24 protein-coding genes are annotated in these 25,939 nt (G+C 59.8%); 14 read left to right on the forward strand and 10 right to left on the reverse strand.

What is annotated here, in order from left to right; genetic code table 11:
- Positions 1 to 151: 151 nt before the first annotated feature.
- Positions 152 to 607, reverse strand: coding sequence for a dUTP diphosphatase (dut, locus tag WLY71_RS04055; RefSeq protein ID WP_134420907.1), 456 nt, complete (start codon positions 605 to 607; stop codon positions 152 to 154).
- A 5-nt stretch (positions 608 to 612) separates the two neighbouring features.
- Positions 613 to 1,821 carry a bifunctional phosphopantothenoylcysteine decarboxylase/phosphopantothenate--cysteine ligase CoaBC gene (coaBC, locus tag WLY71_RS04060; RefSeq protein ID WP_347802613.1) on the reverse strand — a complete coding sequence of 403 codons (1,209 nt, stop codon included), beginning with the start codon at positions 1,819 to 1,821 and terminating at the stop codon, positions 613 to 615.
- 136 nt (positions 1,822 to 1,957) lie between these two features.
- Here coaBC and radC point away from each other — a divergent pair, with 136 nt between their 5' ends.
- Positions 1,958 to 2,632 (forward strand): RadC family protein, encoded by a 675-nt coding sequence (gene radC, locus WLY71_RS04065; protein WP_347802599.1) that lies wholly within the window; start codon positions 1,958 to 1,960, stop codon positions 2,630 to 2,632.
- A 136-nt stretch (positions 2,633 to 2,768) separates the two neighbouring features.
- Here radC and WLY71_RS04070 read toward each other — a convergent pair whose 3' ends face one another.
- Positions 2,769 to 4,355, reverse strand: coding sequence for an ABC transporter substrate-binding protein (locus tag WLY71_RS04070; protein WP_347802600.1), 1,587 nt, complete (start codon positions 4,353 to 4,355; stop codon positions 2,769 to 2,771).
- A 445-nt stretch (positions 4,356 to 4,800) separates the two neighbouring features.
- Between WLY71_RS04070 and rpmB the strand changes: the two genes are divergently transcribed.
- A complete protein-coding gene (rpmB, locus tag WLY71_RS04075; protein WP_007894701.1) occupies positions 4,801 to 5,034 on the forward strand; it encodes a 50S ribosomal protein L28 in 234 nt (77 codons plus the stop codon).
- 11 nt (positions 5,035 to 5,045) lie between these two features.
- Positions 5,046 to 5,201, forward strand: a complete 156-nt coding sequence (rpmG, locus tag WLY71_RS04080) for a 50S ribosomal protein L33 (protein ID WP_007894709.1) — start codon at positions 5,046 to 5,048, stop codon at positions 5,199 to 5,201.
- 202 nt (positions 5,202 to 5,403) lie between these two features.
- Here rpmG and WLY71_RS04085 read toward each other — a convergent pair whose 3' ends face one another.
- Positions 5,404 to 5,766 (reverse strand): cupin domain-containing protein, encoded by a 363-nt coding sequence (locus tag WLY71_RS04085; protein ID WP_347802601.1) that lies wholly within the window; start codon positions 5,764 to 5,766, stop codon positions 5,404 to 5,406.
- 238 nt (positions 5,767 to 6,004) lie between these two features.
- Between WLY71_RS04085 and WLY71_RS04090 the strand changes: the two genes are divergently transcribed.
- On the forward strand, positions 6,005 to 7,498 hold the full coding sequence (locus WLY71_RS04090; protein ID WP_008150178.1) for an aldehyde dehydrogenase: 1,494 nt from the start codon (positions 6,005 to 6,007) through the stop codon (positions 7,496 to 7,498).
- A gap of 183 nt (positions 7,499 to 7,681) precedes the next feature.
- Positions 7,682 to 8,824 (forward strand): MFS transporter, encoded by a 1,143-nt coding sequence (locus tag WLY71_RS04095; protein WP_347802602.1) that lies wholly within the window; start codon positions 7,682 to 7,684, stop codon positions 8,822 to 8,824.
- Positions 8,825 to 8,839: 15 nt separating this feature from the next.
- Here WLY71_RS04095 and WLY71_RS04100 read toward each other — a convergent pair whose 3' ends face one another.
- Together WLY71_RS04100 and WLY71_RS04105 are read right to left on the reverse strand one after the other, a co-directional pair.
- Positions 8,840 to 10,408 carry a phospholipase D family protein gene (locus WLY71_RS04100; RefSeq protein ID WP_347802603.1) on the reverse strand — a complete coding sequence of 523 codons (1,569 nt, stop codon included), beginning with the start codon at positions 10,406 to 10,408 and terminating at the stop codon, positions 8,840 to 8,842.
- A gap of 60 nt (positions 10,409 to 10,468) precedes the next feature.
- The gene (locus WLY71_RS04105; RefSeq protein ID WP_347802604.1) at positions 10,469 to 11,902 is read right to left on the reverse strand and encodes an aminotransferase-like domain-containing protein; all 1,434 of its coding nucleotides are present in this window, start codon (positions 11,900 to 11,902) and stop codon (positions 10,469 to 10,471) included.
- Between the two features lie 179 nt (positions 11,903 to 12,081).
- On the opposite strand from WLY71_RS04105, the gene WLY71_RS04110 reads away from it, so the two are divergent.
- Positions 12,082 to 12,327, forward strand: coding sequence for a DUF1127 domain-containing protein (locus WLY71_RS04110; RefSeq protein WP_347802605.1), 246 nt, complete (start codon positions 12,082 to 12,084; stop codon positions 12,325 to 12,327).
- Between the two features lie 173 nt (positions 12,328 to 12,500).
- Here the strand turns inward: WLY71_RS04110 and WLY71_RS04115 are convergent, their stop codons facing one another.
- Positions 12,501 to 13,814: an NAD(P)/FAD-dependent oxidoreductase gene (locus tag WLY71_RS04115; RefSeq protein ID WP_347802606.1), complete on the reverse strand. Its 1,314-nt coding sequence runs from the start codon at positions 13,812 to 13,814 to the stop codon at positions 12,501 to 12,503.
- A gap of 147 nt (positions 13,815 to 13,961) precedes the next feature.
- Between WLY71_RS04115 and WLY71_RS04120 the strand changes: the two genes are divergently transcribed.
- Positions 13,962 to 14,315 carry a YkgJ family cysteine cluster protein gene (locus tag WLY71_RS04120; protein WP_347802607.1) on the forward strand — a complete coding sequence of 118 codons (354 nt, stop codon included), beginning with the start codon at positions 13,962 to 13,964 and terminating at the stop codon, positions 14,313 to 14,315.
- Positions 14,316 to 14,334: 19 nt separating this feature from the next.
- On the opposite strand, the gene WLY71_RS04125 is transcribed toward WLY71_RS04120, so the two are convergent.
- Positions 14,335 to 14,823 (reverse strand): Lrp/AsnC ligand binding domain-containing protein, encoded by a 489-nt coding sequence (locus WLY71_RS04125; protein WP_003206849.1) that lies wholly within the window; start codon positions 14,821 to 14,823, stop codon positions 14,335 to 14,337.
- Between the two features lie 157 nt (positions 14,824 to 14,980).
- Here WLY71_RS04125 and dadA point away from each other — a divergent pair, with 157 nt between their 5' ends.
- From dadA to WLY71_RS04155, 6 genes are all read left to right on the forward strand, one after another.
- Positions 14,981 to 16,285 carry a D-amino acid dehydrogenase gene (gene dadA, locus WLY71_RS04130; protein WP_046053837.1) on the forward strand — a complete coding sequence of 435 codons (1,305 nt, stop codon included), beginning with the start codon at positions 14,981 to 14,983 and terminating at the stop codon, positions 16,283 to 16,285.
- Positions 16,257 to 16,610 carry a RidA family protein gene (locus WLY71_RS04135; RefSeq protein ID WP_008150191.1) on the forward strand — a complete coding sequence of 118 codons (354 nt, stop codon included), beginning with the start codon at positions 16,257 to 16,259 and terminating at the stop codon, positions 16,608 to 16,610. The genes dadA and WLY71_RS04135 overlap by 29 nt, the downstream gene beginning before the upstream one ends.
- Positions 16,611 to 16,706: 96 nt before the next feature.
- Positions 16,707 to 17,780, forward strand: coding sequence for an alanine racemase (gene alr, locus WLY71_RS04140; RefSeq protein WP_347802608.1), 1,074 nt, complete (start codon positions 16,707 to 16,709; stop codon positions 17,778 to 17,780).
- A gap of 127 nt (positions 17,781 to 17,907) precedes the next feature.
- Positions 17,908 to 18,456 (forward strand): cupin domain-containing protein, encoded by a 549-nt coding sequence (locus WLY71_RS04145; protein ID WP_008150195.1) that lies wholly within the window; start codon positions 17,908 to 17,910, stop codon positions 18,454 to 18,456.
- Positions 18,457 to 18,625: 169 nt separating this feature from the next.
- Positions 18,626 to 19,051: a c-type cytochrome gene (locus tag WLY71_RS04150; protein WP_347802609.1), complete on the forward strand. Its 426-nt coding sequence runs from the start codon at positions 18,626 to 18,628 to the stop codon at positions 19,049 to 19,051.
- Positions 19,052 to 19,186: 135 nt separating this feature from the next.
- Positions 19,187 to 21,109 carry an acetyl-CoA hydrolase/transferase C-terminal domain-containing protein gene (locus WLY71_RS04155; RefSeq protein WP_347802610.1) on the forward strand — a complete coding sequence of 641 codons (1,923 nt, stop codon included), beginning with the start codon at positions 19,187 to 19,189 and terminating at the stop codon, positions 21,107 to 21,109.
- A gap of 127 nt (positions 21,110 to 21,236) precedes the next feature.
- Here WLY71_RS04155 and WLY71_RS04160 read toward each other — a convergent pair whose 3' ends face one another.
- Positions 21,237 to 21,809 carry a xanthine phosphoribosyltransferase gene (locus WLY71_RS04160; protein ID WP_020799401.1) on the reverse strand — a complete coding sequence of 191 codons (573 nt, stop codon included), beginning with the start codon at positions 21,807 to 21,809 and terminating at the stop codon, positions 21,237 to 21,239.
- A gap of 57 nt (positions 21,810 to 21,866) precedes the next feature.
- Positions 21,867 to 23,876 carry a DNA helicase Rep gene (gene rep, locus WLY71_RS04165; protein WP_347802611.1) on the reverse strand — a complete coding sequence of 670 codons (2,010 nt, stop codon included), beginning with the start codon at positions 23,874 to 23,876 and terminating at the stop codon, positions 21,867 to 21,869.
- A 263-nt stretch (positions 23,877 to 24,139) separates the two neighbouring features.
- Here rep and WLY71_RS04170 point away from each other — a divergent pair, with 263 nt between their 5' ends.
- Complete coding sequence (locus WLY71_RS04170; protein WP_347802612.1) at positions 24,140 to 25,813, forward strand: putative bifunctional diguanylate cyclase/phosphodiesterase; 1,674 nt, start codon at positions 24,140 to 24,142, stop codon at positions 25,811 to 25,813.
- Positions 25,814 to 25,939: the final 126 nt, after the last annotated feature.

Here is a 25,939-nt window from a genome sequence, read left to right on the forward strand (position 1 = left end):
CCAGATGAGGCTAGTGCAATTTTCATCATCCAGCGCACTTGGCTCCCGCTTTCCCTGTAGGAGCTGCCGAAGGCTGCGATCTTTTGATCTTAAAAACGAAAATCAAAAGATCGCAGCCTTCGGCAGCTCCTACAGGGAGGGCTTCAGCGGATCAATGGCTACCAGAATGCCCGAAACCGCCGGCGCCGCGTTCGGTTTCAACGAACTCTTCGACCATCTCGAAGTGCGCTTGAACGACCGGCACCAAAACCAGCTGGGCCAAACGCTCGCCCACCACCATGTTGAAGTCGGTCTGGCCACGGTTCCAGCACGACACCATCAGCGGGCCTTGATAATCGGAGTCGATCAGGCCGACCAGGTTGCCCAGCACGATGCCGTGCTTATGACCCAGGCCCGAGCGCGGCAGAATCAGCGCCGCCAGGCCTGGATCACCGATGTACACCGACAGGCCGGTAGGAATCAGCAGGGTTTCGCCCGGCTTGATGACGGTGTCTTTTTCCAGCATCGCGCGCAGGTCGAGGCCGGCGGAGCCTGGCGTGGCGTACTGCGGCAGCGGGAAGTCGGTACCGATGCGAGGGTCGAGGATCTTGGCTTGCAAAGCGTGCATGTAAATTAAACCTGGTTCAGACGTTCGGAGATAAAAGTGATCAGCTGGCGGGCAATCTTGCTCTTGCTGGTCTGGGCGAAAAGTGTGGCGTGTAGCTGGCGGTCGATCACGCTGCAGGCGTTTTCTTCGCTGTTGAAGCCAATGCTGGGGTTGGCGACGTCGTTGGCGACGATCAAATCGAGGTTCTTGTCTTTCAACTTGCGGGCAGCGTAATCGAGCAGGTGTTCGGTTTCAGCGGCGAAACCGACACTGAACGGTCGGTCAGGGCGGGTGGCGATGGTGGCCAGAATGTCCGGGTTACGCACCATCTGTAGCAACAAGCCGTCGCCGTTCGTAGGGTCTTTCTTGAGTTTCTGTGGGGCGACGACTTCCGGGCGGTAGTCCGCGACTGCCGCAGAAGCGATGAACAGATCGCAAGGGATCGCGGCTTCACAGGCGGCGAGCATGTCGCGGGCGCTGACCACGTCGATGCGGGTGACGCGATCTGGCGTTGGCAGGTGCACCGGACCGGTGATCAGCGTCACGCGGGCACCGGCTTCTACCGCGGCTTCGGCCAGGGCAAAGCCCATTTTTCCGGAGCTGTGGTTGGTAATGTAGCGCACCGGGTCGATGTTTTCCTGGGTCGGGCCGGCGGTGATCAGCACGTGTTTGCCGGTCAGCGCCTGACGCTGGAAGCAGTCCGCCGCACACTGGGCGAGGTCGGTGGCTTCGAGCATGCGGCCCATGCCGACATCGCCGCAGGCCTGGCTGCCGGAGGCCGGGCCGAAGGTTTTCAGGCCGCGGCTTTCGAGGGTTTGCAGGTTGGCCTGGGTGGCCGGGTCGCGCCACATGGCCTGGTTCATCGCCGGGGCAACGGCGACCACGGCGTCGGTGGCCAGCACCAGCGTGGTCAGCAGGTCGTCGGCAATGCCTTGGGCCAGGCGGGCAATAAGGTCCGCAGTGGCGGGGGCGATCAGCACCAGGTCGGCCCATTTGGCCAGCTCGATGTGGCCCATGGCAGCTTCGGCCTCCGGGTCGAGCAGATCGAGGTGGACCGGATGCCCGGACAAGGCCTGCATGGTCAACGGTGTGATGAACTCGCTGCCGCCGCGGGTCATGACCACGCGCACTTCGGCGCCCTGGTCGATCAGGCGGCGAACCAGGTCAGCGCTCTTGTAGGCAGCAATACCGCCGCCGACGCCCAGAACGATGCGTTTCCGATACAGCCGCTGCATAGGTCTGCCTTTCATTTCGTTGATGACTGCGTGGCGATACCCCCTCCCCAGGAGTGAAATCGCTCGCAAAAAAGATGGGCTACGATATCACAGCGACCGCTACGGAACAGCGGCGCCCACAGAGCAGGGAGGTGCTATGAGTATTCGCGATTGGCCAGCGGCGGAACGGCCGCGGGAGAGGTTGCTTGAGTTGGGCTCGGGGAGCCTTTCAGACGCCGAACTGCTGGCGATTTTTTTACGAACGGGCGTGTCGGGTAAAAGCGCGGTAGATCTGGCGCGACACCTGTTGAATCAGTTTGGCAGCCTGCGCTCACTGCTCGAGGCCGATCAAGCAGCATTCAGCAGGCAGTTGGGGCTCGGGCCGGCGAAATTCGCTCAGTTGCAAGCGGTCCAGGAAATGAGCCGGCGGCATTTGGCCGAACGTGCGCGCCAAAAATCGGCATTGGAGAATCCGCAGGCGGTTCGTGATTACCTGAAGTCGATGCTGCGCCACGAGCCTCACGAGGTGTTCGGCTGTCTGTTTTTGGATTCCAGGCATCAAGTGCTGACTTTTGAAGTGCTGTTTCGCGGATCCATCGACAGCACTAGTGTCTATCCGAGACAAGTGGTTAAACGGGCGCTGGCCCACAACGCCGCAGCGTTGATCCTCTGCCATAACCATCCGTCGGGTAATACCAATCCCAGTCAAGCCGACCGAGTGCTGACCAAGCGCCTGCAAGAGGCGCTGGACCTGATCGATGTGCGGGTGCTCGACCATTTCATCATCGGTGACGGCGATCCGCTGTCCATGGCCGAGTACGGGTGGATGTGACTGGGTACCGGAATTAACTGAGTCCCTTGTGGGAGCGAGCTTGCTCGCGATAGCGTCCCTTCAGTCACTGAATAGGGTGACTGACACGGCGCTATCGCGAGCAAGCTCGCTCCCACAGGTTTTGTGTCGGGTCGGACTACTTGAGGTTGACCTTCGAGTAATCCTGACGACCAAACGGGCTGACCGAGTAACCTTCGACGTCCTTGCGCGTCAGCGCGAAGGCGGTCGGGTGGGCCAGCGGCAGCCACAGTGCCTGCTGCTGGATCTGCGCCTGAGCCTGTTCGTAGAGCTTGGTACGCACACCTTGCTCGCCGGTGGTCTTGCCGGCGCTGATCAGCTTGTCCAGGTCCTGGTTGCAGTAGCGGGCGAAGTTAGTGCCGGACTTGACCGCGGCGCAGGAAAACTGCGGCGTGAGGAAGTTGTCCGGGTCTCCGTTGTCACCGGCCCAGCCCATGAACAACAGGTCGTGTTCACCGGCCTTGGCGCGGCGAATCAGCTCGCCCCATTCGATCACGCGAATCTCGGCCTGAATGCCGATTTCCGCGAGGTCCGATTGCAGCATTTGAGCGCTGAGGCTCGGGTTCGGGTTGAGCAGACTGCCGGAAGGTCGGGTCCAGATGGTGGTCTGGAAACCGTCCTTGAGCCCGGCCTTCGCCATGAGTGCTTTGGCTTTTTCGACGTCATGCGGATAACCCGGCAGGCCTTTGGCATAGCTCCAGGTGTTCGGCGGGTATGGACCGTTGGCAGGTTCGGCGGTGTCTTCGAACACGGCTTTGACGTAGTTGGCCTTGTCGAACGCGAGGTTGATCGCCTGGCGCACTTCAGGCTTGTCCAGCGGCGGATGCTGGCTGTTGATGCCGACGAACGCGGTCATGAAGGCGTCAGTCTTTTCCACTTTCAGGGTTGGTTCTTTCAGCGCTGCCTGCACGTCCAGAGGCTTGGGCGACAGGGCGATCTGGCACTCGTTGCGGCGCAATTTCTGCAAACGCACGTTGGCGTCCGGCGTGATCGCGAAGATCAGCGGATCTACCGACGGCTTGCCGCGGAAGTAATCAGCGTTGGCCTTGTAGCGAATCGAGGCGTCTTTCTGGAAGCGCGTGAAGATGAACGGCCCGCTGCCGATTGGCTGGCTGTTGAGCTTTTCCGGAGTGCCGGCCTTCTGCAGTTTGTCGGCGTATTCAGCGGAGTAGATCGAGGCGAAGCCCATGCTCAGCGTCGGGAGGAAGGTCGAGTCCGGGTGGTCGAGGGTGAAGCGCACGGTCATCGGGTCGAGCGCGTCGATCTTCTTGATCAGCGCCGGCAGTTGCATCGACTGGGCGTGTGGGAAGCCGCTTTGGGCGATTTTGTGCCAAGGGTTTGCCGGGTCGAGCATGCGGTCGAAGCTGAACTTCACGTCTTCGGCGGTCATGTCGCGCGACGGGCTGAAGTACTCGGTACGGTGGAATTTCACCTGCGGGTGCAATTTGAAGACATAGGTCAGGCCGTCGGGCGTGACTTCCCAGCTGTCGGCGAGGCTGGCGACCACTTTGCCGCTGGCGGTATCGAAGTCCACCAGACGGTTCATCAGCACGTCGGCCGAGGCGTTGGTGGTGGTCAGCGAGTTGTATTGCACCACGTCGAAGCCTTCCGGGCTTGCCTCAGTGCAAACGCTCAGAGCGGCGGCATGGGCCAATGGGCTCAGCAGAAGAGGGGCGAGCAACAGCGGTAGGGCAGCGAGGCGCATGGTCGGATTCCTTTACAGATCGAAGGCCCATCTGCAAGTGCAGTCTGGAAAAGGCTTACCCTAGTGGGCTCTTTTGCAAATGACTATCCCCTTTTTCATTTTAGGGGGACTATGTGCGCTTGTTTTCGGTGATGCGGGCCGAGGAAAACCCAGAATTGGTCGGTTGGCCGATTCTCTGCGACGAGCGGTCTTAATCGACCACAGCCTTTATCCAAGGCGCCCGGCGCCCGAAAAATGGGAAATTTATCAAGTCCGCGCACACGGAATGTTGTTGCTCTCCAGTCTTTCTGGTATAAAGCAGCGCTCTTTTCTAGGGGCCCGGTTCCTTCACTGTAGGTGTAGCCGGTAAGACCTCTAAAGAAACGCGGCGCCTGGCGCCAAATGACTGAGAGATTAAGCGGCCAACCCATGCCGGGTTGGGCATGTGGTTTTAGAGGGCTGAGGCATGTCGAGAGTATGTCAAGTTACCGGTAAGGGTCCGGTGACTGGGAATAACATTTCCCACGCAAACAACAAAACCCGTCGTCGTTTCCTGCCGAACCTGCAGCATCACCGCTTCTGGGTTGAAGAAGAGAAACGTTTCGTGCGTCTGCGCGTATCTGCCAAAGGCATGCGTATCATCGACAAGCGTGGCATCACTGTCGTGCTGGCCGAAATCCGCAAAGCTGGCAAGATCTAAGGGAGCTAATCATGCGTGAATTGATTCGTTTGATTTCGAGCGCCGGTACTGGTCACTTCTACACTACCGACAAGAACAAGCGCACTACTCCGGACAAAATCGAGATCAAGAAATTTGATCCGGTTGTTCGCAAGCACGTGATCTACAAAGAAGGCAAAATCAAGTAATTGATTTTTCCCTCTTACGAAAAAGGCCCGTATCGCGAGATACGGGCCTTTTTTGTTGCCTGTGGTTTTGTGTTGCTCTTCAGGGCCCCATCGTCGGAACGCCGCCCGGAGCAAGCTCGCTCCCACAGGTTTTGTGATCGACACAACTCCCCTGTGGGAGCGAGCTTGCTCGCGATGAGGGCGGCCCAGACAGCAAAAATCTTCAGGGTTTCTGTTCAAGCACCACATAGATCTTGCGGCACGGCTCCAGCACCTCCCAGGTGCCTCTGAACCCGGCCGGGATCACGAAGCGATCGCCCACGCGCAGGGTCTTGCCGTTGCCTTCGTTGTCGCGCAGCACTGAAACGCCCTGAACGATTTCGCAGTATTCATGCTCGGTGTAGTTCACATGCCACTGGCCGACTTCGCCTTCCCACACACCGGCGCTCATCTGGCCGCAAGGACTGTTGTAGTGGTTGTACACTGCTTGTTCAGGGTCGCCCTTGAGGACTTTCGCCGGGTCCGGCCGATAGCGATCGGGCTGGGTAGTGGTCTGGCTGAAGTCGACGATGTCCTGGATGCTCATTGTTGTAATCCCCCGTGATTGCGGCGCGAGTGGTTGGAAAGTCCAAAGTCTATGTTTATTAAAATGAACACCGCAAGGCCGTTTTCCGACCTTGTGTCAAATATATTGAAACAACCCCGGCCACTGGTTTAGGGTGGCGGTTGCCTTGGGCCGAAAAAGCAGGCTGGCCGGGCAGAATTCCTGAGGACGCCCGCGAAGACCGCGGGGCGCTCGTATTCAACAAGAGGAGGACACTCGTATGACCACCCTGACTCGTGCCGATTGGGAACAACGGGCTCGCGATTTGAAGATCGAAGGCCGCGCCTACATCAATGGCGAATACACCGATGCTGTCTCCGCCGAGACCTTCGAGTGCATCAGCCCGGTCGATGGTCGTCTGCTGGGCAAGATTGCCAGCTGTGACGCCGCCGACGCCCAGCGCGCTGTTGAAAACGCCCGCGCCACTTTCAATTCCGGCGTCTGGTCGCGCCTGGCGCCGACCAAACGTAAAGCCACCATGATCCGTTTCGCCGGCCTGCTGAAACAGCACGCCGAAGAGCTGGCCCTGCTTGAAACCCTGGACATGGGCAAGCCGATCAGCGATTCCCTGTACATTGACGTTCCAGGCGCGGCGCAAGCCCTGAGCTGGAGCGGTGAAGCCATCGACAAGATCTACGACGAAGTGGCCGCGACTCCCCATGACCAGCTGGGTCTGGTGACCCGCGAACCAGTCGGCGTAGTCGGCGCGATCGTGCCGTGGAACTTCCCGTTGATGATGGCGTGCTGGAAACTCGGCCCGGCGCTGTCCACCGGTAACTCGGTGATCCTCAAGCCATCCGAAAAATCCCCGTTGACCGCTATCCGCATCGCTGCGCTGGCCGTTGAGGCCGGCATCCCGAAAGGTGTGTTGAACGTCCTGCCAGGTTACGGTCACACCGTCGGCAAGGCCCTGGCCCTGCACAATGATGTGGACACCCTGGTGTTCACCGGTTCGACCAAAATCGCCAAGCAATTGCTGATCTACTCCGGCGAATCGAACATGAAACGCGTCTGGCTCGAAGCCGGCGGCAAAAGCCCGAACATCGTGTTCGCCGATGCGCCGGACCTGCAAGCTGCCGCTGAATCGGCTGCCGGCGCCATCGCCTTCAACCAGGGCGAAGTCTGCACCGCCGGCTCGCGCCTGCTGGTGGAGCGTTCGATCAAGGATAAATTCCTGCCGTTGGTGATCGAGGCCCTCAAAACCTGGAAGCCGGGCAACCCGCTGGACCCGGCAACCAACGTCGGCGCGCTGGTGGATACCCAGCAGATGAACACCGTGCTGTCCTACATCGAATCCGGCCACACCGACGGCGCCAAACTGGTGGCGGGCGGAAAGCGCATTCTTCAGGAAACCGGTGGCACCTACGTTGAGCCGACGATTTTCGACGGCGTCAGCAACGCGATGAAAATCGCTCAGGAAGAAATCTTCGGCCCAGTGCTGTCGGTGATCACTTTCGATACCGCCGAAGAAGCCATTGCGATTGCCAACGACACCCCTTACGGCTTGGCCGCAGCGGTGTGGACCAAGGACATTTCCAAGGCCCATCTGACTGCCAAGGCACTGCGCGCTGGTAGCGTGTGGGTCAACCAGTATGACGGCGGCGACATGACGGCCCCGTTCGGTGGCTTCAAGCAGTCCGGCAACGGTCGCGACAAGTCGCTGCATGCGTTCGACAAGTACACCGAGCTGAAGGCGACCTGGATCAAGTTGTAAATTTGTAGCGGCCCCGGTCATATCCGGGGCCAAGCACAACGAAGATCCCCTGTGGGAGCGAGCTTGCTCGCGATAGCGGTCTGACAGTCGACGTCAATGTTGAATGTGAAACTGCCATCGCGAGCAAGCTCGCTCCCACAGTGTTTTGTGTTGTACATAAAAATATCCACAGGAGCGTGGAAAATGCGTTGGGCGACTTATTTCGCCGTGTTGGCGTCTGTCTTGAGTGTCGGCCTGGCGCTGGGCGTCAGCATGCCGTTGGTGTCGTTTCGCCTGGAAGGCTGGGGTTATGGCTCGTTCGCCATCGGCGTGATGGCAGCGATGCCCGCCATTGGCGTATTGCTGGGGGCAAAGATCTCCAGCCATCTGGCCGCGCGTCTGGGCACGGCCAATCTGATGCGTTTGTGCCTGTGGGCCGGGGCTTTGTCCATCGGTTTGCTGGCGCTGTTGCCCAGTTATCCGATCTGGCTGGTACTGCGGTTGATGATCGGGGTGATCCTGACCCTCGTCTTCATTCTCGGCGAAAGCTGGATCAACCAGCTGGTGGTCGAACAATGGCGCGGGCGATTGGTGGCGCTGTATGGCAGCAGCTATGCGCTGAGTCAGCTGGCTGGGCCGTTGCTGCTTGGCGTTGTGGGCACCGAACACGATTACGGATTCTGGGTCGGCGTTGGTTTGCTGATAGCTGCACCATTCCTGTTGCTGGGTCGCAGCGGCGCACCGACCAGTGAAGCCTGCAGCGTGACCTTCAGCGACTTGCTGGGTTTTTGCCGTGGCCTGCCGGCGATTGCCTGGGCGGTGTCGCTGTTCGCAGCGTTCGAAGCGATGATCCTGACTTTGTTGCCGGTTTATTGCCTGCGTCAGGGCTTTACGACGGACATTGCGTTGGCGATGGTCAGCACGGTGGTGGTGGGTGATGCCTTGCTGCAATTGCCGATTGGCGCACTGGCTGATCGCTTGTCGCGACGTACGTTGTTCACCGGGTGTGCGGTGGTCCTGCTGATATCGAGCCTGGCCATCCCGTTGTTGATCGATACGTTGCTGATCTGGCCGTTGTGGGTGTTGTTCGGTGCCAGTGCCGGTGGCTTGTTCACCTTGTCACTGATCCTGATTGGCGAGCGCTATCGCGACGATGCACTGGTGCGCGCCAATGCGCATATCGCGCAGCTGTGGGGGATCGGTTGCCTGGTCGGACCGCTGGCGGCCGGTGCCGGCAGTCAGTGGATCAGCGGGCATGCGTTGCCGCTGCTGATGGCGGCCGGTGCGCTGGGGTTGGTGATTCTGCTGTCGCGCCAAGGCGCGTTTGGTGCGGTGCAACCCGCATAGATCAAAAGATTCAAGCTACAGCATCCGTTCCAGGCCGACGGCGGTGCTCATCCACGCATTGAAGCGCCGCCACCAGCTCCCGGGTTCCTTGGTCAGGGTGTGCAATTTGCCGTCATCTTCAGTGACCCAGACAATCTGGCCATTCTCAAGCTTGGCCTGATAACTCAGGGCCGGCGCCATGCCTTGAAACGCCAGTTCGCGCACGCGCGCGGCGAGTTCCGGGCTGTCCACCAGCACCCCGACTTCGGTGTTCCACAGCACTGAGCGCGGGTCGAAATTGAACGAGCCGATGAAAGACTTCTGCTGGTCGAAAATGATTGCCTTGCTGTGCAGGCTGGAATCGGAGCCGCGGTAAGACTTGCTGTAAAAGACATGCGGGCCGCTACCGCCGCCTTCGCCGGGCTGGCGACGCAATTCGAACAGCTGCACGCCATGCTCCAGCAATGCCTTGCGATACGGCGCGTAACCGCCATGCACCGCCGGCACGTCAGTGGCTTCCAGTGAGTTGGTCAGCATCTTCACCGACACTCCGGCATCGGCGCGGCCAGTCAAGTAAACCAGCCCCGGCTGGCCGGGTACGAAGTAGGCCGAAACCATGATCAGCTCTTTGCTGACGCCATTGAGCTCGGGCGCCAACTGCGTGGTCAGCAGCAACTGCGGGTCGGGCTCGCCGTCGGCCAGCACCTTGCTCGGCGCGTCCCACAGTGCCTGGTTCCAGGCCCAGATCAACTCCCGACGCCAGATTGCCAGACGCGGGTGAGTGGTGTAGGTCATCAACTGCTGATAGAGCGCGTGATTCTGTTTGCGCGTTTCCTGAAGCGATTCTTCCAGTCGGGTCCGGGTGTTTTCCAGGTCCCAGGCCGTCGGTTTGCTCGAGAGGAACTGGTCGATAGGCTTGCTCAGCGCACTGTTCCAGTATTGGTCGAAACTGTGCCCCAACTGCTCGGCAACCGGCCCGACACCGAGCATGTCGATGTCAGTGAAGTTCAGGTTGGGTTCGGCATCGAAGTACTCATCCCCCAGATTGCGTCCACCGACGATGGCCATGCTGTTGTCGGCCAGCCACAGCTTGTTGTGCATGCGCCGGTGTTGCTGCGACAGGTTGAGCAACCGTCCCGCCGTTCGTGTCACGCCGGTACTGCGGCCAAGGTGCAATGGGTTGAACACACGGATCTGGATCTGCGGATGTGCCGCCAGCGTGGCGATGATCCGGTCCAGGCCATCGCTGGTGGTGTCGTCGAGCAGAATGCGCACGCGCACACCGCGATCAGCAGCCTTGAGCAGTTCATCCACCAGCATCCGTGTGCTGATGCCGTCGTGAACGATGTAGTACTGCAAATCCAGGCTGCTTTGGGCGTTGCGGATCAGCTCTGCGCGGGCCGTGAAAGCTTCGGTGCTGTCGGAGAGCAGGCGGAAGCCGGATTTCCCTTCGTGGGGGGCAGCCTGAGCCTGAATCGAGCGACCGAACGCCGAGTCACTGGCGGGCAGCGCCTGGCTCGGTTCGCGCGGAACGTTGAACGTCGCACAGCCGCCGAGGAACGAGGCGAGTAACAGAAGAGCGAGCAGGGGCTGTCTGACTCTCACGTGGGATCGTTCCGATTGGCGGCAGGTGTCGGCATATGGACGCTGGATTCCCGAGAAAGGTCAGTCGGTGATGCAGTCGGTTTCCGCGAGCAGTTTGATCGCTGCGGCGCCGACCTTGCGCACCGCTTCTTCAATTTGCGGTGTTGGCTTGGCGGCGTAGTTCATCCGTAGGCAATTGCGGTATTTGCCCGAGGCGGAAAAGATGCTGCCGACGGCAATCTGTACGCCTTGGTCGTGCAACGCACGATTCAGTTTCAGGGTGTCGAAGCCCTCGGGCAGCTCGACCCAGAGCATGAAACTGCCCTGGGGGCGACTGGCTCGGGCACCGGCCGGAAAATAGCGGCTGACCCAATCGATCATCACGTCGCGATTGCGTTGGTATTGGGTGCGCATCCGCCGCAAATGCGGTTCGAAGTGCCCGGCCTTGAGAAATTCGGCAATCGCGATCTGCGGTTGCGGCGCCGTAGAGCCGGTGCTGATGTATTTCATGTGCAGCACCCGTTCCAGATACCGTCCCGGCGCCACCCAACCGATCCGCAGCCCCGGCGCCAGGGTCTTGGAAAATGAACTGCACAGCAGGACGCGGCCGTCCTCGTCGAAGGATTTGATCGTGCGCGGGCGCGGGTAGGTGTAGGCCAGTTCGCCATACACATCATCCTCGATGATCGCCACGTCGAAACGCTGTGCGAGTGTCAACAACGCGCGTTTACGCGACTCCGGCATGATGTAGCCCAGCGGGTTGTTGCAGTTGGGGGTCAACTGTATGGCCTTGATCGGCCATTGTTCCAAGGCCAGTTCGAGGGCATCGAGACTGATCCCGGTGAGCGGGTCGGTGGGGATTTCCAGGGCTTTCATGCCCAGGCCCTTGAGGGTTTGCATGGCGCCGTGAAAGCTTGGCGAATCCACGGCGACAATATCGCCCGGCTCGCAGATGGAGCGGATGCTGGTGGACAGCGCTTCGTGACAACCGGTGGTGATCACCAGATCGTTGGCGCTCAACTGGCAGCCGGAATCGAGCAGCAGGCGGGCAATCTGTTCGCGCAGTTCGAGGGTGCCGTAGATGTTGTCGTAGTACAGACCGGGCATGTCCTGTCGCCGGCTGATTCGCGCCAGGTTGCGCAGCAGCGGTTTCATGGTCGGCGTAGTGATGTCCGGCATGCCGCGACCCAGTTGCACGACATCTTTGCGCGGGACGGCGCGAATGAGTTCCAGCACCTGATCCCACTGGGAAATATCCACCGGCCGCTGCGCCGGGCGGCCTATGGCCGGAAGCTCCGGCAGTTCGCGCCCCACTGGTACGAAGTAGCCCGACTTGGGTTTGGGGGTCGCCAGGCCGCTGTCTTCGAGCACGCGATACGCCTGCTGCACCGTGCTCAGGCTGACGCCGTGTTCAACACTCAACGCCCGCACCGACGGCAGCCGGTCACCTGGGCGATAAAAGCCCTGTTCGATACGTGTGCCGAGTAGTTCGGCGAGGTTGACGTAAAGGGTCATGGCGCAGTCTCAGTGTGGGTGATTCGGTTAACCAGTACAGATTGGTCGAAAATAGGGGATTCAGACGCTGAAATGCAAAATCTGTATGGAGTTAATACAGTCTCGTTGAATCTGTAATGCTTTTTGCCGTCCACGCATCATGAAAGCTCTGGCTACCCAAGTAAACAGGAGCAATCAACATGAACGGCTTGAGCGATGTGCGGCTGACGTTACACAGTCAGGAACTGGCGGCAGGGCAAATCAACGGCGCACGCGAGGCGATGATGCGCAACGCACCGTCCGGCCTGAGTCGCTGGGGCCTGTTCTGGCATCGTCTGCACACGCGCAAGGTGTTGCTGGAGCTCACGCCCGAGCAGCTGAGGGATGTGGGGCTGAGTCGGGAGCAGGCACGGGAGGAGGGCTTGAAGCCGTTCTGGCGTCTGTGAGATGAAATGCGATCCCTTGTAGCAGCTGCCGAAGGCTGCGTCCGACTGCGCAGCAGTCGTAAACCAGGCGCCGCGGTTTGCCTGATTGCAGGATTTGCGACGGCTTCGCCGCCGAACGCTGCCTCGCGGTGCTCGTCAGCTGCTACAAGGGCGGACATGTCGCTGAATCAGGTTCAGACCAACTCTTTAAGCCGATGCCACAACATCCCCAACGCCAACAACGGCGAGCGCAAATGTTTCCCACCGGGAAAGGTAATGTGCGGAACCCGAGCAAACAGATCAAACCCACCACCCTGCTGCCCACTGATCGCTTCAGCCAACAACTTACCCGCCAAATGCGTGGCATTCACGCCATGACCGGAATAAGCCTGGGCGTAATACACATTCGGCTGATCCTTGAGCCGGCCGATCTGCGGCAGACGGTTGGCGCCGATGCCGATCATCCCGCCCCATTGATAGTCGATCTTGACCCCGGCAAGTTGCGGGAAAACCTCCAGCATCTTCGGCCGCATGTAGGCGGCGATGTCCTTCGGGTCGCGACCTGAATAATGGCAGGCGCCGCCAAACAGCAAGCGTCGGTCCGCCGAGAGCCGGTAGTAGTCCAGCGCCACCCGTTGATCGCAGACCGCCATGTTCTGCGGCAGTAGCGAGTGTGCCAGCGCTTCACTCAAGGGTTCGGTGGCGATGATGTAGCTGCCGGCGGGCAGCACCTTGCCGCTGAGTTCGGGATTGAGTTCATTGAGGTAGGCGTTGCAGCCCAGCACCAGCGTCTTGGCGCGGACCGAACCTTGGGCGGTATGGACCTTGACCTCGGGGCCATAATCGATGCGGGTGACTGCCGATAGTTCGAACAGCTTCACCCCCAACTGCTGCGCGGCGGCCGCTTCGCCCAATGCCAGGTTCAGCGGATGCAGGTGCCCTGATCCCATGTCGATCAAACCGCCGACGTAACGGTCGGAACCCACTACGGAATGCATTTCACTGGCTTGCAGCAGACGGGTTTCGTAACGGTAACCGAGACTGCGCAGCTCTTCGGCGTCCTCGGCAAAACCTTCGAGGTCTCGGGGTTTGTTGGCCAGATCGCAATAGCCCCACGTGAGGTCGCAAGGGATCTGAAAACGCTCGACGCGCTGTCGGACGATTTCCACCGCTTCCAGGCCCATGAGTTTCATCTGGCGCACGCCGTCCGCACCGACCACGTCAGTAAACTGATCGAGGCCATGGCCGACGCCACGAATCAACTGCCCTCCATTGCGTCCGCTGGCGCCCCAACCGATTTTGTGGGCTTCGAGCAGGATCACACTGAAGCCGCGTTCGGCCAGTTCGAGCGCCGTGTTCAACCCGGAGAACCCGCCACCGACCACGCACACGTCAGCCACCAGATCGCCTGTGAGCACCGGATGATCGGGCTGCGGCAGGCTGCTGGCGGCGTAGTAAGAAGCAGGATGCTGGTGGTTCGGGGCAGGTTGCTGAGCACGGGCATTCATGTGCGTGTTCCTGATTCTTGTGTTTAGAAAATTTGACGGAGCATAAGCCGGACCTTCGGGCACGGGCAACACTGGTCGGTTGGTGCTGTCTGGATCGGGGCTTTTGCGTCAGAATCCCGCTCTATTCCGCTTTTGGTTACCGCTTCGATGAGCTGCAACAGTCAGAAAATTCGCACGCTTCGGCAGCAGATTCCCTCGTTCGAGTGCGTGCCCGGCTGCCATGACTGCTGTGGGCCGGTGACCACTTCACCGGAAGAAATGTCCCGCCTGCCCCGCAAGACCCGCGCCGAGCAAGACGCTGCGATGGATGAGCTCAATTGCGTTCACCTCGGACCCAACGGCTGCACCGTGTATGACGAGCGGCCGCTGATTTGTCGGTTGTTCGGCACCACCAAGATCTTGCCGTGCCCGAATGGGCGGGGGCCGGTGGAGCTGATTCATCCGCGGGTCGAGAAGCAGATTCATGAGTACATGGCTTCTACTCGACAAGTGCTGGTTTAAGCGTCGCCAGTTTTGATCTTCAATCCGGAATCGGCAGATTCAAGCTCTCTTTCACCTCTTCCATCACGATGTAGCTCTTTGATTCGCGCACATGCGGCAGCTTGAGCAGGATGTCGCCCAGCAGTTTGCGGTACGAGGCCATCTCGGAAATCCGCGCCTTCACCAGATAGTCGAAATCCCCTGACACCAAATGGCACTCCAGCACGTGGGGAAGCTTCAGCACCGCGCGTCGGAACTCTTCGAAAGTATCGCCGGATTTGTAGTCGAGGCTGATCTCGACGAACACCAGAAGACTACCCTTGAGGTGCTGCGGATTGAGCCGGGCGTTGTAGCCCATGATGATTCCTTCGCGCTCCAGACGCCTGACCCGCTCGGTACACGGCGTGGTCGAGAGCCCGACCTTTTCCCCCAGCTCGGTGAAGGAGATGCGCCCGTCCGCTTGCAGGATCCGCAGGATGTTGCGGTCGATCTTGTCCAGCTCACGTTTGGTCTGAGTGTTGGTACGCATAGGGGATGCGCCTCCGTGAAAAGCGTTTTTGCCGAGAATTCTCGCCAAATATAGGCACTTATATAGTGAAAAGCACTGCCTAATCTTTTTTACACTGCGCACATCAATGCTCGACAACTACGAACGTCAGCGGCAAGCCGCGATGAGGAATATGAAAATGCGCGTTATGGTCTTGGGTAGCGGCGTCATCGGCACCACCAGTGCTTACTATCTGGCGCGTGCCGGGTTTGAAGTGGTGGTCGTGGACCGTCAGCCGGCCGCTGCCATGGAGACCAGTTTCGCCAACGCCGGGCAGGTTTCGCCGGGTTATGCCTCGCCGTGGGCTGCGCCGGGTGTTCCACTTAAAGCCATCAAGTGGCTGTTGCAGCGCCACGCACCGCTGGCGATCAAGGCCACCGCCGACATCGACCAATACCTGTGGATGGCGCAGATGCTGCGCAACTGCACCGCCAGCCGTTATGCGGTGAACAAAGAGCGTATGGTCCGCTTGTCCGAGTACAGCCGTGACTGCCTCGACGAATTGCGCGCCGAAACAGGCATTGCCTACGAAGGCCGCAGCCTCGGTACTACGCAACTGTTCCGCACCCAGGCTCAACTCGACGGCGCCTGGAAAGACATCGCCGTGCTGAAAGAGTCCGGCGTGCCGTTCGAACTGCTCGACCGCGCCGGCATTGCCCGCGTTGAGCCGGCGCTGGCCAGCGTCACCAACATCCTCGCCGGTGCCCTGCGCCTGCCGAACGACCAGACCGGCGATTGCCAGATGTTCACCACCCGCCTGGTCGAAATGGCTACCAAATTGGGTGTGGAATTCCGCTTCGACCAAGACATTCAGCGCCTCGACTACGCCGGCGACCGCATCAACGGCGTATGGATCGACGGCAAGCTGGAAACCGCTGATCGCTACGTGCTGGCCCTGGGCAGCTACTCGCCGCAACTGCTCAAGCCGCTGGGCATCAAGGCGCCGGTGTATCCGCTCAAGGGTTACTCCCTGACCGTGCCGATTACTAACCCGGCGATGGCCCCGACTTCGACTATTCTCGACGAGACCTACAAGGTCGCGATCACCCGTTTCGACAACCGCATCCGCGTCGGCGGCATGGCTGAAATAGCCGGTTTTGACCTGTCGCTGAACCCGCGTCGGCGCGAAACCCTGGAGATGATCGTCAACGACCTCTATCCTCAGGGCGGCGATCTGGCCCAGGCAAGTTTCTGGACCGGTCTGCGTCCGACCACCCCGGACGGCACGCCGATCGTGGGTGCTACGCCGTTCAGCAATCTGTTTTTGAACACGGGTCATGGCACGCTCGGCTGGACCATGGCATGCGGTTCCGGTCGCTTGCTGGCTGATCTGATGGCGAAGAAAACGCCGCAAATCAGCGCCGAAGGCCTCGATATTTCCCGTTATGGAAAAAAACTTCAGGAGTCTGCAAAACATGTCAATCCAGCGCCAGCTCACCAATGAGCGCATGAGCCAGATCGTAGTCCACAGCGGTACCGTGTATCTGGCAGGGCAGGTCGGCGACGATATGAACGCCGGGATTGAACAGCAGACCCGTGAAACGCTTGCCAACATCGAGCGTTTGCTGGATCTGGCCGGGACCGACAAGAGCCGTTTGCTGTCGGTGACGATTTACTTGAAAGACATTGATGCACACTTTGAAGGCATGAACGCGGTCTGGGACAAGTGGCTGCCAAAAGGCGTCGCACCGGCCCGTGCCACCGTTGAATCGAAGTTGTGCGAACCGGAAATCCTGGTTGAGCTGTCGGTTGTCGCCGCTCTGCCATAAACCCGTCAGAAAGATCCCTCTCCCGGTGCTACTGGCGGTTCACGCCGTCAGCCAGCGCCGGTTTTTCTTCCCATGACCGCCTAGAAGTCTGCCGCCATGCGTCCAGCCCGTGCCCTGATCGACCTTCAAGCCCTGCGTCACAACTACCAAATCGCCCGTGAAGTCACGGGGGCCAAGGCCCTAGCGGTGATCAAGGCCGATGCCTACGGCCATGGCGCGGTGCGTTGCGCCCAGGCACTGGAAGCCGAGGCGGACGGGTTTGCCGTGGCCTGCATCGAAGAAGCGTTGGAGCTGCGAGCCGCGGGCATTCGTGCGCCGGTGTTGCTGCTGGAAGGTTTTTTCGAGGTCGATGAGCTATCGCTGATTGTCGAGCATGACTTCTGGTGCGTGGTGCATTCGCTGTGGCAGCTCGAAGCCATCGAGAACGCTGCACTGAGCAAGCCGATCACGGTCTGGCTCAAGCTCGATTCGGGCATGCATCGGGTGGGCTTGCATCCAAAGGATTATCAGGCGGCCTATCAACGGCTGCTGGCCAGCGGCAAAGTCGCGAAGATTGTACTGATGAGTCACTTCGCCCGGGCCGATGAGCTGCACAGTCAGGCCAGTACCGAGCAGGTCGCGGTGTTCGAAGCGGCGCGCCAGGGCTTGTCGGCTGAGGTCAGCCTGCGTAACTCGCCGGCAGTGCTCGGTTGGCCGCAGATTCCAAGTGATTGGGTTCGCCCGGGCATCATGCTCTACGGCGCGACTCCGTTTGAAGAAGCCAACGCCGTGGCGTCCCGCCTGCAACCGGTGATGACCCTCGAATCGAAAGTGATTTGCGTGCGTGAACTGCCGGCCGGCGAGCCGATCGGTTACGGCGCCACATTCATCACCCAGAAACCAATGCGCGTGGGCGTGGTGGCCATGGGTTACGCCGATGGCTACCCACGTCAGGCTCCGACCGGTACGCCAGTGATGGTCGCCGGGCAGCGTAGCCAGTTGATTGGCCGGGTGTCGATGGACATGCTCTGCATCGACCTGACCGATGTGCCCCAAGCCGGCCTCGGTTCGACCGTCGAGTTGTGGGGCAAAAATATCCTCGCCAGTGACGTGGCGGCGGCTGCGGGCACGATTCCTTACCAGATCTTCTGCAACCTGCGCCGGGTGCCAATGCTCTATTCCGGGGCTTAGGTCAAAGCACGCCGACCGAAAGTCGCTTCGCCGAACAGGATTCAGGTCCAAGTGTTGTAAATACTGAACGCTGTCGCCATGATAACGCTCAATATTCCAACAACCTGAATCCCTGGAGGCTCCAGCATTGGACGTCGGTGAACGACTGCAATCCATCCGTAAGCTCAAAGGACTTTCCCAGCGTGAACTCGCCAAGCGCGCGGGCGTCACCAACAGCACCATTTCGATGATCGAGAAGAACAGCGTCAGCCCCTCGATCAGTTCGCTGAGGAAGGTACTGGGCGGGATTCCCATGTCCATGGTTGAGTTCTTTTCCGAAGAGATCCTGCAGGAAAAACCGACTCAGATCGTCTACAAAGCCAACGAGCTGATCGATATTTCCGATGGTGCAGTGACCATGAAGCTGGTCGGCAGGGCTCATCCGAGCCGGGCCATCGCGTTCCTCAACGAAATCTACCCGCCAGGCGCCGACACCGGTGATGAGATGCTCACCCATGAGGGCGAGGAAACCGGGATTCTGCTCGAAGGTCGACTTGAACTGGTGGTGGGGCTTGAAACGTTTGTGCTCGAAGCCGGCGACAGCTACTACTTTGAAAGTACTAAACCGCACCGTTTCCGTAATCCGTTCGATGCGCCAGCGCGACTAATCAGCGCAGCTACTCCAGCGAATTTCTAAGAAAAGAGGCGTCCCGCCAGCATTGCGCAGGTGCCCGAGTTGTTTTTCCGACACGCATAAGACCCCTTCGACTTTAGGGTTGTTTCAGTGTGGCGGGCTTACCGTTATACTTGCGCCCGCCTGCGAACCGTGGCCGTGGGCGTGACTAGCCACCATTGAGGGTGAACGCGTGAATCTAATTATGAAAATGCTGGCCGTACCAGCAACCGTATTGGCCCTTTGGGCAGTCAGCGCACAAGCTGCGACCAACGACGATATTGCTAAACGCCTTGAGCCAGTCGGCCAGGTTTGCGTTCAGGGTAAAGAGTGCAAGGGGATGGAAGTCGCTGCTTCGGCGGGTGGTGGTGATGCCAAAACCCCTGATTCCGTGATTGCAAAACATTGCAACGCTTGCCACGGCACCGGCCTGTTGGGCGCGCCGAAAGTCGGTGATGCGACAGCCTGGGGCGACCGCGCCAAGAAAGAAGGCGGCCTTGACGGCTTGCTGGCGAAGGCGATCTCCGGCGTCAACGCGATGCCGCCTAAAGGTACCTGCGCCGATTGCTCTGATGCAGATCTCAAGGGCGCCATCCAGAAGATGTCCGGGTTGAAATAAGCCTCCATCTTCAGCGAAAAAGCCGCTTGCGAGCGGCTTTTTTGTGCCCGCGATTTGCGCCTGGGACTATTCTTTGCAGCAAAGGCCCGGCAAGCCCGGTCCAACCCCAATTCACGGAATATAAGGGAGGATCAGATGGTGCAGCTGTGTTCTATCGAGCAAGCGGTCGATGATGTCTTGGCACGGTTGCCGGCGCATATCTACATGGGCCTGCCCCTTGGTCTGGGCAAACCCAACCACTTCGTCAACGCGCTGTTTCAACGCATCGCGCAGTTGCCCGAGCGGCAGCTGACGGTCTACACCGCCCTGTGCCTGGGCCGTCCTTCCTTGGGCGACGGTTTGCAAAAGCGTTTTCTTGAGCCCTTCATCGAGCGGGTTTTTGGCGATTATCCGGAACTGGATTTCCTGGCCGACCTGCATCGCGACAGCCTGCCGTCCAACATCCATGTTCAGCAATTCTTCATGCAGCCCGGCAGCCTGCTCCAAAGCGCACAGGCCCAGCAGGATTACGTCAGCAGCAATTACAGCCACGCCGCTCGAGACATCAACGCCGCCGGATTGAACCTGGTGGCGCAATTGGTGGCGAGCCACAGCGAGCACCCCGACCGCCTGAGCCTGAGTTGCAACCCGGACATCACCCTCGACCTGTTCCCCATGATCGCCAAGCGTCGAGCGGCGGGGGAGACGATCCTGCTGGTGGGCCAGGTGCACAACGATTTGCCGTACATGCCCGGCGATGCTGAAATCGGTATCGACACGTTCGACCTGCTGATCGATGAGAAGGACAGCACCACGCTGTTCTCCACGCCGAACATGCCGGTGGGTTTCCAGGATCACTTCATCGGGCTGCACGCCAGCACGCTGGTGCGCGACGGCGGCACCTTGCAGATCGGCATCGGCGCCATGGGTGATGCCCTGACCGCTGCGCTGCTGGCACGGCAGGCCGACAATGACGGTTACAAGGCGTTGCTGGCGGACGTGAATCTCAGCCAGTGGGCGCAACTCATCGACCGCGAAGGCGGCGTCGAACCCTTCACCAAAGGCCTTTACGGTTGCAGCGAAATGTTCGTCAACGGCTTGCTGGTGCTGGCCGACGCCGGGATTGTGCGGCGCAAGGTCTATCCGGATGTGCCGACCCAGCAACAGGCGAATGCCGGCACGCTGGATGAAGCCGCGCAGACTGACGGCATCTCGGTGCACGGTGGTTTCTTCCTTGGGCCGCGCAGTTTCTATGAGCGGTTGCGCGAGCTGCCGCACAGCAAGCGGCTCGAATTCAACATGACCCGCATCAGCTACATCAATGAGCTCTACGGTCAGGAAGAGCTCAAACGCTTGCAGCGCCTCGATGCGCGCTTCATCAACACCGTGTTCACCATGACCTTGCTGGGTGCAGGTGTGGCCGATCAGCTCGAAGACGGGCGAGTACTCAGCGGTGTCGGCGGGCAATACAACTTCGTTGCGCAAGGACATGCGCTGGAAGGGGCGCGTTCGGTGTTGCTCCTGCGCAGTTGGCGCGAATCGGGCGGTGAGGTCAGTTCGAACATCGTGTGGGAGTACGGCCATTGCACAATCCCGCGACACCTGCGAGACATCGTAGTCACCGAGTACGGCATCGCCGATCTGCGGGGCAAGACCGATGCGGCGGTGATCGAGGCGTTGCTGAACATCAGTGACTCACGTTTCCAGCCGGGGTTGATCGAACAGGCTCAGGCAGTCGACAAGTTACCGAAGAATTTCCGCATTGATCCACGCTTTGCCGACAACAGTCCGCAGCGCTTGCAGGCCATTCAGGCGCGGCATCCGCAGTTGTTTCCGGAGTATCCGTTGGGCTGTGATTTCACCGCTGAAGAGCGGGATCTGTTGCGGGCGCTGAACTGGCTGAAGAGCAAGTTCAAGCTCACGGAGATTCTGGAACTGGGCAAGGCCGCGCTGGATGCGCCAGAACCTTCATCGTTTCCCGAGCATCTGGAACGAATGCAGCTGGCCAATCCGGAAGGGCTGAAAGAGGATTTGTTTCAGCGGTTGCTACTGACGGGCTTGAAGGCCACCGCTATTTAACGACCAACACAAATCAAATGTGGGAGCGAGCTTGCTCGCGATAGCGGTACATCAGCCAACAGAGATGTTGAATGTGATGGCCTCATCGCGAGCAAGCTCGCTCCCACAGTTGTTTTAGGGTGTGGCTTTATTCGATGAAGGTCACGACGCCGCCGGCAAGGGATTGAACCCGCGCCAACGATTCAACGCGATAACCCTGCGCATCCAGTTCCGCACGGCCGCCCTGGAACGACTTCTCGATCACGATACCCAAACCCGCGACGGTAGCGCCGGCCTGTTTGATGATCGAGATCAGCGCTTGGGACGCCTTACCGTTGGCCAAAAAGTCATCGATGATCAGCACGCGGTCGCTGCTGGTCAGGTGGCGCGGGGAGATCGCCACGGTGCTTTCGGTCTGCTTGGTGAATGAGTAAACGGTCGCCGACAGCAGGTTTTCGGTCAGGGTCAGCGACTGATGCTTGCGCGCAAAAATCACCGGCACGCCGAGGTTCAGACCGGTCATGATCGCCGGAGCAATGCCCGAGGCTTCGATGGTGACGATCTTGGTGATGCCCGAATCCTTGAACAGCGTGGCGAATTCGTCGCCGATCAGCTTCATCAGGGCCGGGTCGATCTGGTGGTTCAGAAAGGCGTCGACTTTCAGGACCTGGTCGGAAAGCACGATGCCTTCTTCGCGAATTTTCTTGTGCAGTGCTTCCATGAAGCTTTCCTCTACGGGCGGCTTGTGCGCCTAAGGCTGGTTAAAAAGTAGTCGATTCTAGCGCTTTAACATCGCGCGTATATCCGCCAATGCGGTATTGCCGCGAACGGCTTTGACTTCAACGGGCGTGTCGTCGTTGCCTTCCCAGGCCAGGTCGTCCGGCGGCAGCTCATCAAGAAAGCGGCTCGGTGCGCAGTCGATGATCTCGCCGTATTGCTTACGCTTGGCGGCGAAGGTGAAGGCCAGGGTCTGACGCGCGCGGGTAATTCCCACGTAGGCCAAGCGACGTTCTTCTTCGATGGTGTCGGCTTCGATACTGGAACGGTGCGGGAGGATTTCCTCTTCCATGCCCATGATGAACACGTAAGGGAATTCCAGACCTTTGGAGGCGTGCAGGGTCATCATCTGCACACCTTCGGCGCCGTCTTCCTCTTCCTGCTGACGCTCCAGCATGTCGCGCAGGACGAGTTTGCCGATGGCGTCTTCGACGGTCATCTCGCCTTCTTCGTCTTTTTCGAGGGTGTTCTTCAACGCCTCGATCAAGAACCAGACGTTACCCATGCGGTAATCGGCGGCCTTGTCGCTGGAGCTGTTGGTGCGCAGCCAGTTCTCATAGTCGATGTCCATGACCATGCTGCGCAACGCCGAGATCGGGTCTTCGCCGGCGCATTGCTCGCGGACCTTGTCCATGAAGCGCTTGAAGCGCGACAGTCGATCGGTGAAGCGCGTATCCAGATGCTCGCCCAGACCGATTTCGTCGGTGGCGGCGTACATCGAGATTTTTCGCTCGGTGGCGTAGTTGCCAAGCTTTTCCAGCGTGGTCGAACCGATCTCCCGGCGCGGGACGTTGATCACCCGCAGGAAAGCGTTGTCGTCGTCCGGGTTCACGATCAGGCGGAAGTAGGCCATCAGGTCTTTCACTTCCTGACGTCCGAAAAAGCTGTTGCCGCCGGACAGGCGATACGGAATCTGGTGGTGTTGCAGCTTTAGCTCGATCAGCTTGGCCTGGTAGTTTCCGCGATACAGAATCGCGAAATCGCTGTACGGCCGGTCGGTGCGCAAGTGCAGGGTCAGCAGCTCAACGGCCACGCGCTCGGCTTCGGCGTCTTCGTTGCGGCAGCGGATCACGCGGATCTCGTCGCCGTGGCCCATCTCGCTCCACAGCTGCTTTTCGAATTCGTGCGGGTTGTTCGAGATCAGCACGTTGGCGCAGCGCAGGATGCGGCTGGTGGAGCGGTAGTTCTGCTCCAGCATCACCACTTTCAGGGACGGATAGTCGTCCTTGAGCAACATCAGGTTTTCCGGGCGGGCGCCGCGCCAGGCGTAGATCGACTGGTCATCGTCGCCGACCACGGTGAACTGGTTGCGCGTGCCGATCAGCAGTTTCACCAGCAAATACTGACTGGCGTTGGTGTCCTGGTATTCGTCCACCAGCAGGTAGCGGACCTTGTTCTGCCATTTTTCGAGGATGTCGGCGTGTTCCTGGAACAGCTTCACCGGCAGCAAACTCAGGTCGTCGAAGTCCACCGCGTTGAACGCCTTGAGCGTGCGCTGATAGTGGGTGTAGACGATGGCGGCGGTCTGTTCCTTGGGGTTGCGCGCGTTTTCCAGGGCTTCGGGCGGCAGGATCAGGTCGTTTTTCCAGGAGCCGATCATGTTCTTGATCTCGTCGACGCCGTCGTCGCCCGAGTATTCCTTCTGCATGATGTCGGTCATCAAGGCTTTGACGTCGGTCTCGTCGAAAATCGAGAAACCCGGCTTGTAGCCCAGCCGCACGTGTTCCTTGCGGATGATGTTCAGGCCCAGATTGTGGAAGGTGCAGACGGTCAGGCCGCGGCCTTCGCCACCCTTGAGCAGGGTGCCGACCCGTTCCTTCATCTCGCGCGCGGCCTTGTTGGTAAAGGTCATGGCGACGATGTACTGGGCGCGAATGCCGCAATTCTGGATCAAGTGGGCGATCTTGCGCGTGATCACGCTGGTCTTGCCGGAGCCTGCACCGGCGAGCACCAAAAGAGGGCCGCCGACGTAGCTCACGGCTTCTTGCTGCCGGGGATTGAGTCGGGACATACGAAATCAGGGAGTCGTTTGCGAAATGGGCCGGCATTTTAACAGGCTCAGCGAATTGTGCTGCTCTCTCCGACTTGTGACGCAGCACGCTATCTATATTTGCCGGTTTTGATACTTTCACGCAGGATGCGCGGTGAGTTTGCGTCTAATGTTCGTAATTCCGGATACAAAGCCGCGTTTGATAACCGAGGTCATTTGGTCATTGGTTACCAGCGCTGCATAATGCCCGTCGCCTACATCTTTGCAGAGTCTAGGGAGCTAGCTTGTCTACGCCTGTCGAACCCTTGCGTTTGCTGCTACTGGCCGAAGAGCCAGCGTGGACAGCGTTGTTGCGCGAGTGTCTGGCTCCGATGGGGAGCTCGACCGTGCTGATCAGCGCGCCGAGCTGGGAGTCGGTCAGCAGTCTGTTCGATGACAACCGCAGCGCGGTGTTGTTGACGATTCCAGCGCTTCAACCTCTACCTGGCCGTTGCAGCCTGCCGACGGTATTGCTGCTTGAGCACGAACCACTGGCGCCGCCCGATGGAGTGAGCGACTGGCTGGTACGCGATCACCTTGATCCCGGCATGTTGCGCCGGTGCCTGCGGCATGTGCGCGAGCGTGGCGTGCTGGAAAACACCCTGCAGCGCCTGGCCGAGCAAGACCCGCTGACCGGCATCGCCAATCGCCAGGGCTTCCAGACCTTGCTGGCGGCACGCCTGGTGGAAAACGACGGCCGCGGCCTGGCCCTCGGTCACCTCGACCTCGACAACTTCCGTCACGCCAACGACGCCCTCGGCCATCAAGCCGGCGACCGGTTGATCCTGCAAGTGGTCGCGCGGCTGAAAAGCCAGCTTGAGGCCGGCGATCAACTGGCGCGACTGGGCAGTGATGAGTTCGCCCTGCTGATAGACACCCGACGCGCGCCTCAGCGCGCCGAATGGATGGCCGAACGAATCACCGAAGCGCTGGCCGAGCCTTACTGGGTCGACGGCGAAAGCCTGTTGATCGGTTCCAGCCTCGGTATTGCCCACGCCCGGGCCCAGGCCGGCGCCGACCCGCTGATGTGGCACGCACACATCGCCATGCAGCAGGCCAAAAGCACTCAAGGCTGCACTTTTCACATCTTCAACGAACGCATCAATCGCAATGCCCGCAGCATGGCCGATCTCGAAAGCGAGCTGCGCCGGGCGTTGCGCCGGGATGAACTGGAACTGCATTACCAGCCTCGCCTGAACCTTGAGGACGGGCAGATCGTCGGCCTCGAAGCCTTGGTGCGCTGGCGTCATGGCGAGCGCGGCTTGCTGCCACCCAGCGAATTCGTGCCGCTGGCCGAGCAAAGCGGCTTGATTGTGCCGCTGGGTTACTGGGTGATTTCCCGTGCCTTGCGCGACATGCAGGCGTTGCGCGAACGGGGTTTGCCGGCGTTGCACATGGCGATCAACCTGTCGTTCCGACAGTTTCAGGACAGCCAGTTACTGTCGACGCTGAGCCGGTTGATTGCCGAGCGCGGCGTCGAGGCGCAATGGCTGGAATTCGAACTGACTGAAACCGCGGTGATGCGCCGCAGCGATCTGGTGAAACAGACCATGGATGCGTTGGGGCGCCTGGGTGTGCGCTTCTCCCTGGACGACTTCGGCACCGGTTTCTCTTCGTTTGTGCACCTCAACAGCCTGCCGATTACCTTGCTGAAGATCGATAAGAGCTTTGTCGGCGGCATGGAGCAACGGGAAGAGAATCGCAAGCTGGTCCACGCGATGATCAATCTGGCGCACAACCTCAATCTTGAAGTGGTCGCCGAAGGCGTAGAAACGCCGGAGCAACTGGATCTGTTGCGCGGGTTTGGCTGCGACCAGGTGCAGGGATATTTGATCAGCAAGCCGTTGCCGTTGGCGGAGCTGGTTGAGTACCTGACGTTTGGTAGCAGTCAGCAGCCCGCATTGGAAGTCGTGGTTTAAACACGGACAAGTGTGGGAGCGAGCTTGCTCCGGGCGGCGTTCCGACGATAGCGGTTTGTCAGTCACATGTATGTTGGATGTGCCGCCGTCATCGCGAGCAAGCTCGCTCCCACAGGGTTCTCAGTC

Source organism: Pseudomonas rossensis, assembly GCF_039888995.1.
Lineage (GTDB): Bacteria > Pseudomonadota > Gammaproteobacteria > Pseudomonadales > Pseudomonadaceae > Aquipseudomonas > Aquipseudomonas rossensis.

Coding starts and splice junctions, on each gene's coding strand:
- dadA (WP_046053837.1), top strand. CDS start 14,981: ATGCGCGTTATGGTCTTGGGTAGCGGCGTCATCGGCACCACCAGTGCT.
- WLY71_RS04120 (WP_347802607.1), top strand. CDS start 13,962: ATGAGCTGCAACAGTCAGAAAATTCGCACGCTTCGGCAGCAGATTCCC.
- WLY71_RS04110 (WP_347802605.1), top strand. CDS start 12,082: ATGAACGGCTTGAGCGATGTGCGGCTGACGTTACACAGTCAGGAACTG.
- WLY71_RS04085 (WP_347802601.1), bottom strand. CDS start 5,766: ATGAGCATCCAGGACATCGTCGACTTCAGCCAGACCACTACCCAGCCC.
- dut (WP_134420907.1), bottom strand. CDS start 607: ATGCACGCTTTGCAAGCCAAGATCCTCGACCCTCGCATCGGTACCGAC.
- WLY71_RS04115 (WP_347802606.1), bottom strand. CDS start 13,814: ATGAATGCCCGTGCTCAGCAACCTGCCCCGAACCACCAGCATCCTGCT.
- rep (WP_347802611.1), bottom strand. CDS start 23,876: ATGTCCCGACTCAATCCCCGGCAGCAAGAAGCCGTGAGCTACGTCGGC.
- WLY71_RS04135 (WP_008150191.1), top strand. CDS start 16,257: ATGTCAATCCAGCGCCAGCTCACCAATGAGCGCATGAGCCAGATCGTA.
- WLY71_RS04105 (WP_347802604.1), bottom strand. CDS start 11,902: ATGACCCTTTACGTCAACCTCGCCGAACTACTCGGCACACGTATCGAA.
- WLY71_RS04095 (WP_347802602.1), top strand. CDS start 7,682: ATGCGTTGGGCGACTTATTTCGCCGTGTTGGCGTCTGTCTTGAGTGTC.
- alr (WP_347802608.1), top strand. CDS start 16,707: ATGCGTCCAGCCCGTGCCCTGATCGACCTTCAAGCCCTGCGTCACAAC.
- WLY71_RS04125 (WP_003206849.1), bottom strand. CDS start 14,823: ATGCGTACCAACACTCAGACCAAACGTGAGCTGGACAAGATCGACCGC.
- WLY71_RS04090 (WP_008150178.1), top strand. CDS start 6,005: ATGACCACCCTGACTCGTGCCGATTGGGAACAACGGGCTCGCGATTTG.
- WLY71_RS04070 (WP_347802600.1), bottom strand. CDS start 4,355: ATGCGCCTCGCTGCCCTACCGCTGTTGCTCGCCCCTCTTCTGCTGAGC.
- rpmG (WP_007894709.1), top strand. CDS start 5,046: ATGCGTGAATTGATTCGTTTGATTTCGAGCGCCGGTACTGGTCACTTC.
- radC (WP_347802599.1), top strand. CDS start 1,958: ATGAGTATTCGCGATTGGCCAGCGGCGGAACGGCCGCGGGAGAGGTTG.
- coaBC (WP_347802613.1), bottom strand. CDS start 1,821: ATGCAGCGGCTGTATCGGAAACGCATCGTTCTGGGCGTCGGCGGCGGT.
- WLY71_RS04155 (WP_347802610.1), top strand. CDS start 19,187: ATGGTGCAGCTGTGTTCTATCGAGCAAGCGGTCGATGATGTCTTGGCA.
- WLY71_RS04160 (WP_020799401.1), bottom strand. CDS start 21,809: ATGGAAGCACTGCACAAGAAAATTCGCGAAGAAGGCATCGTGCTTTCC.
- rpmB (WP_007894701.1), top strand. CDS start 4,801: ATGTCGAGAGTATGTCAAGTTACCGGTAAGGGTCCGGTGACTGGGAAT.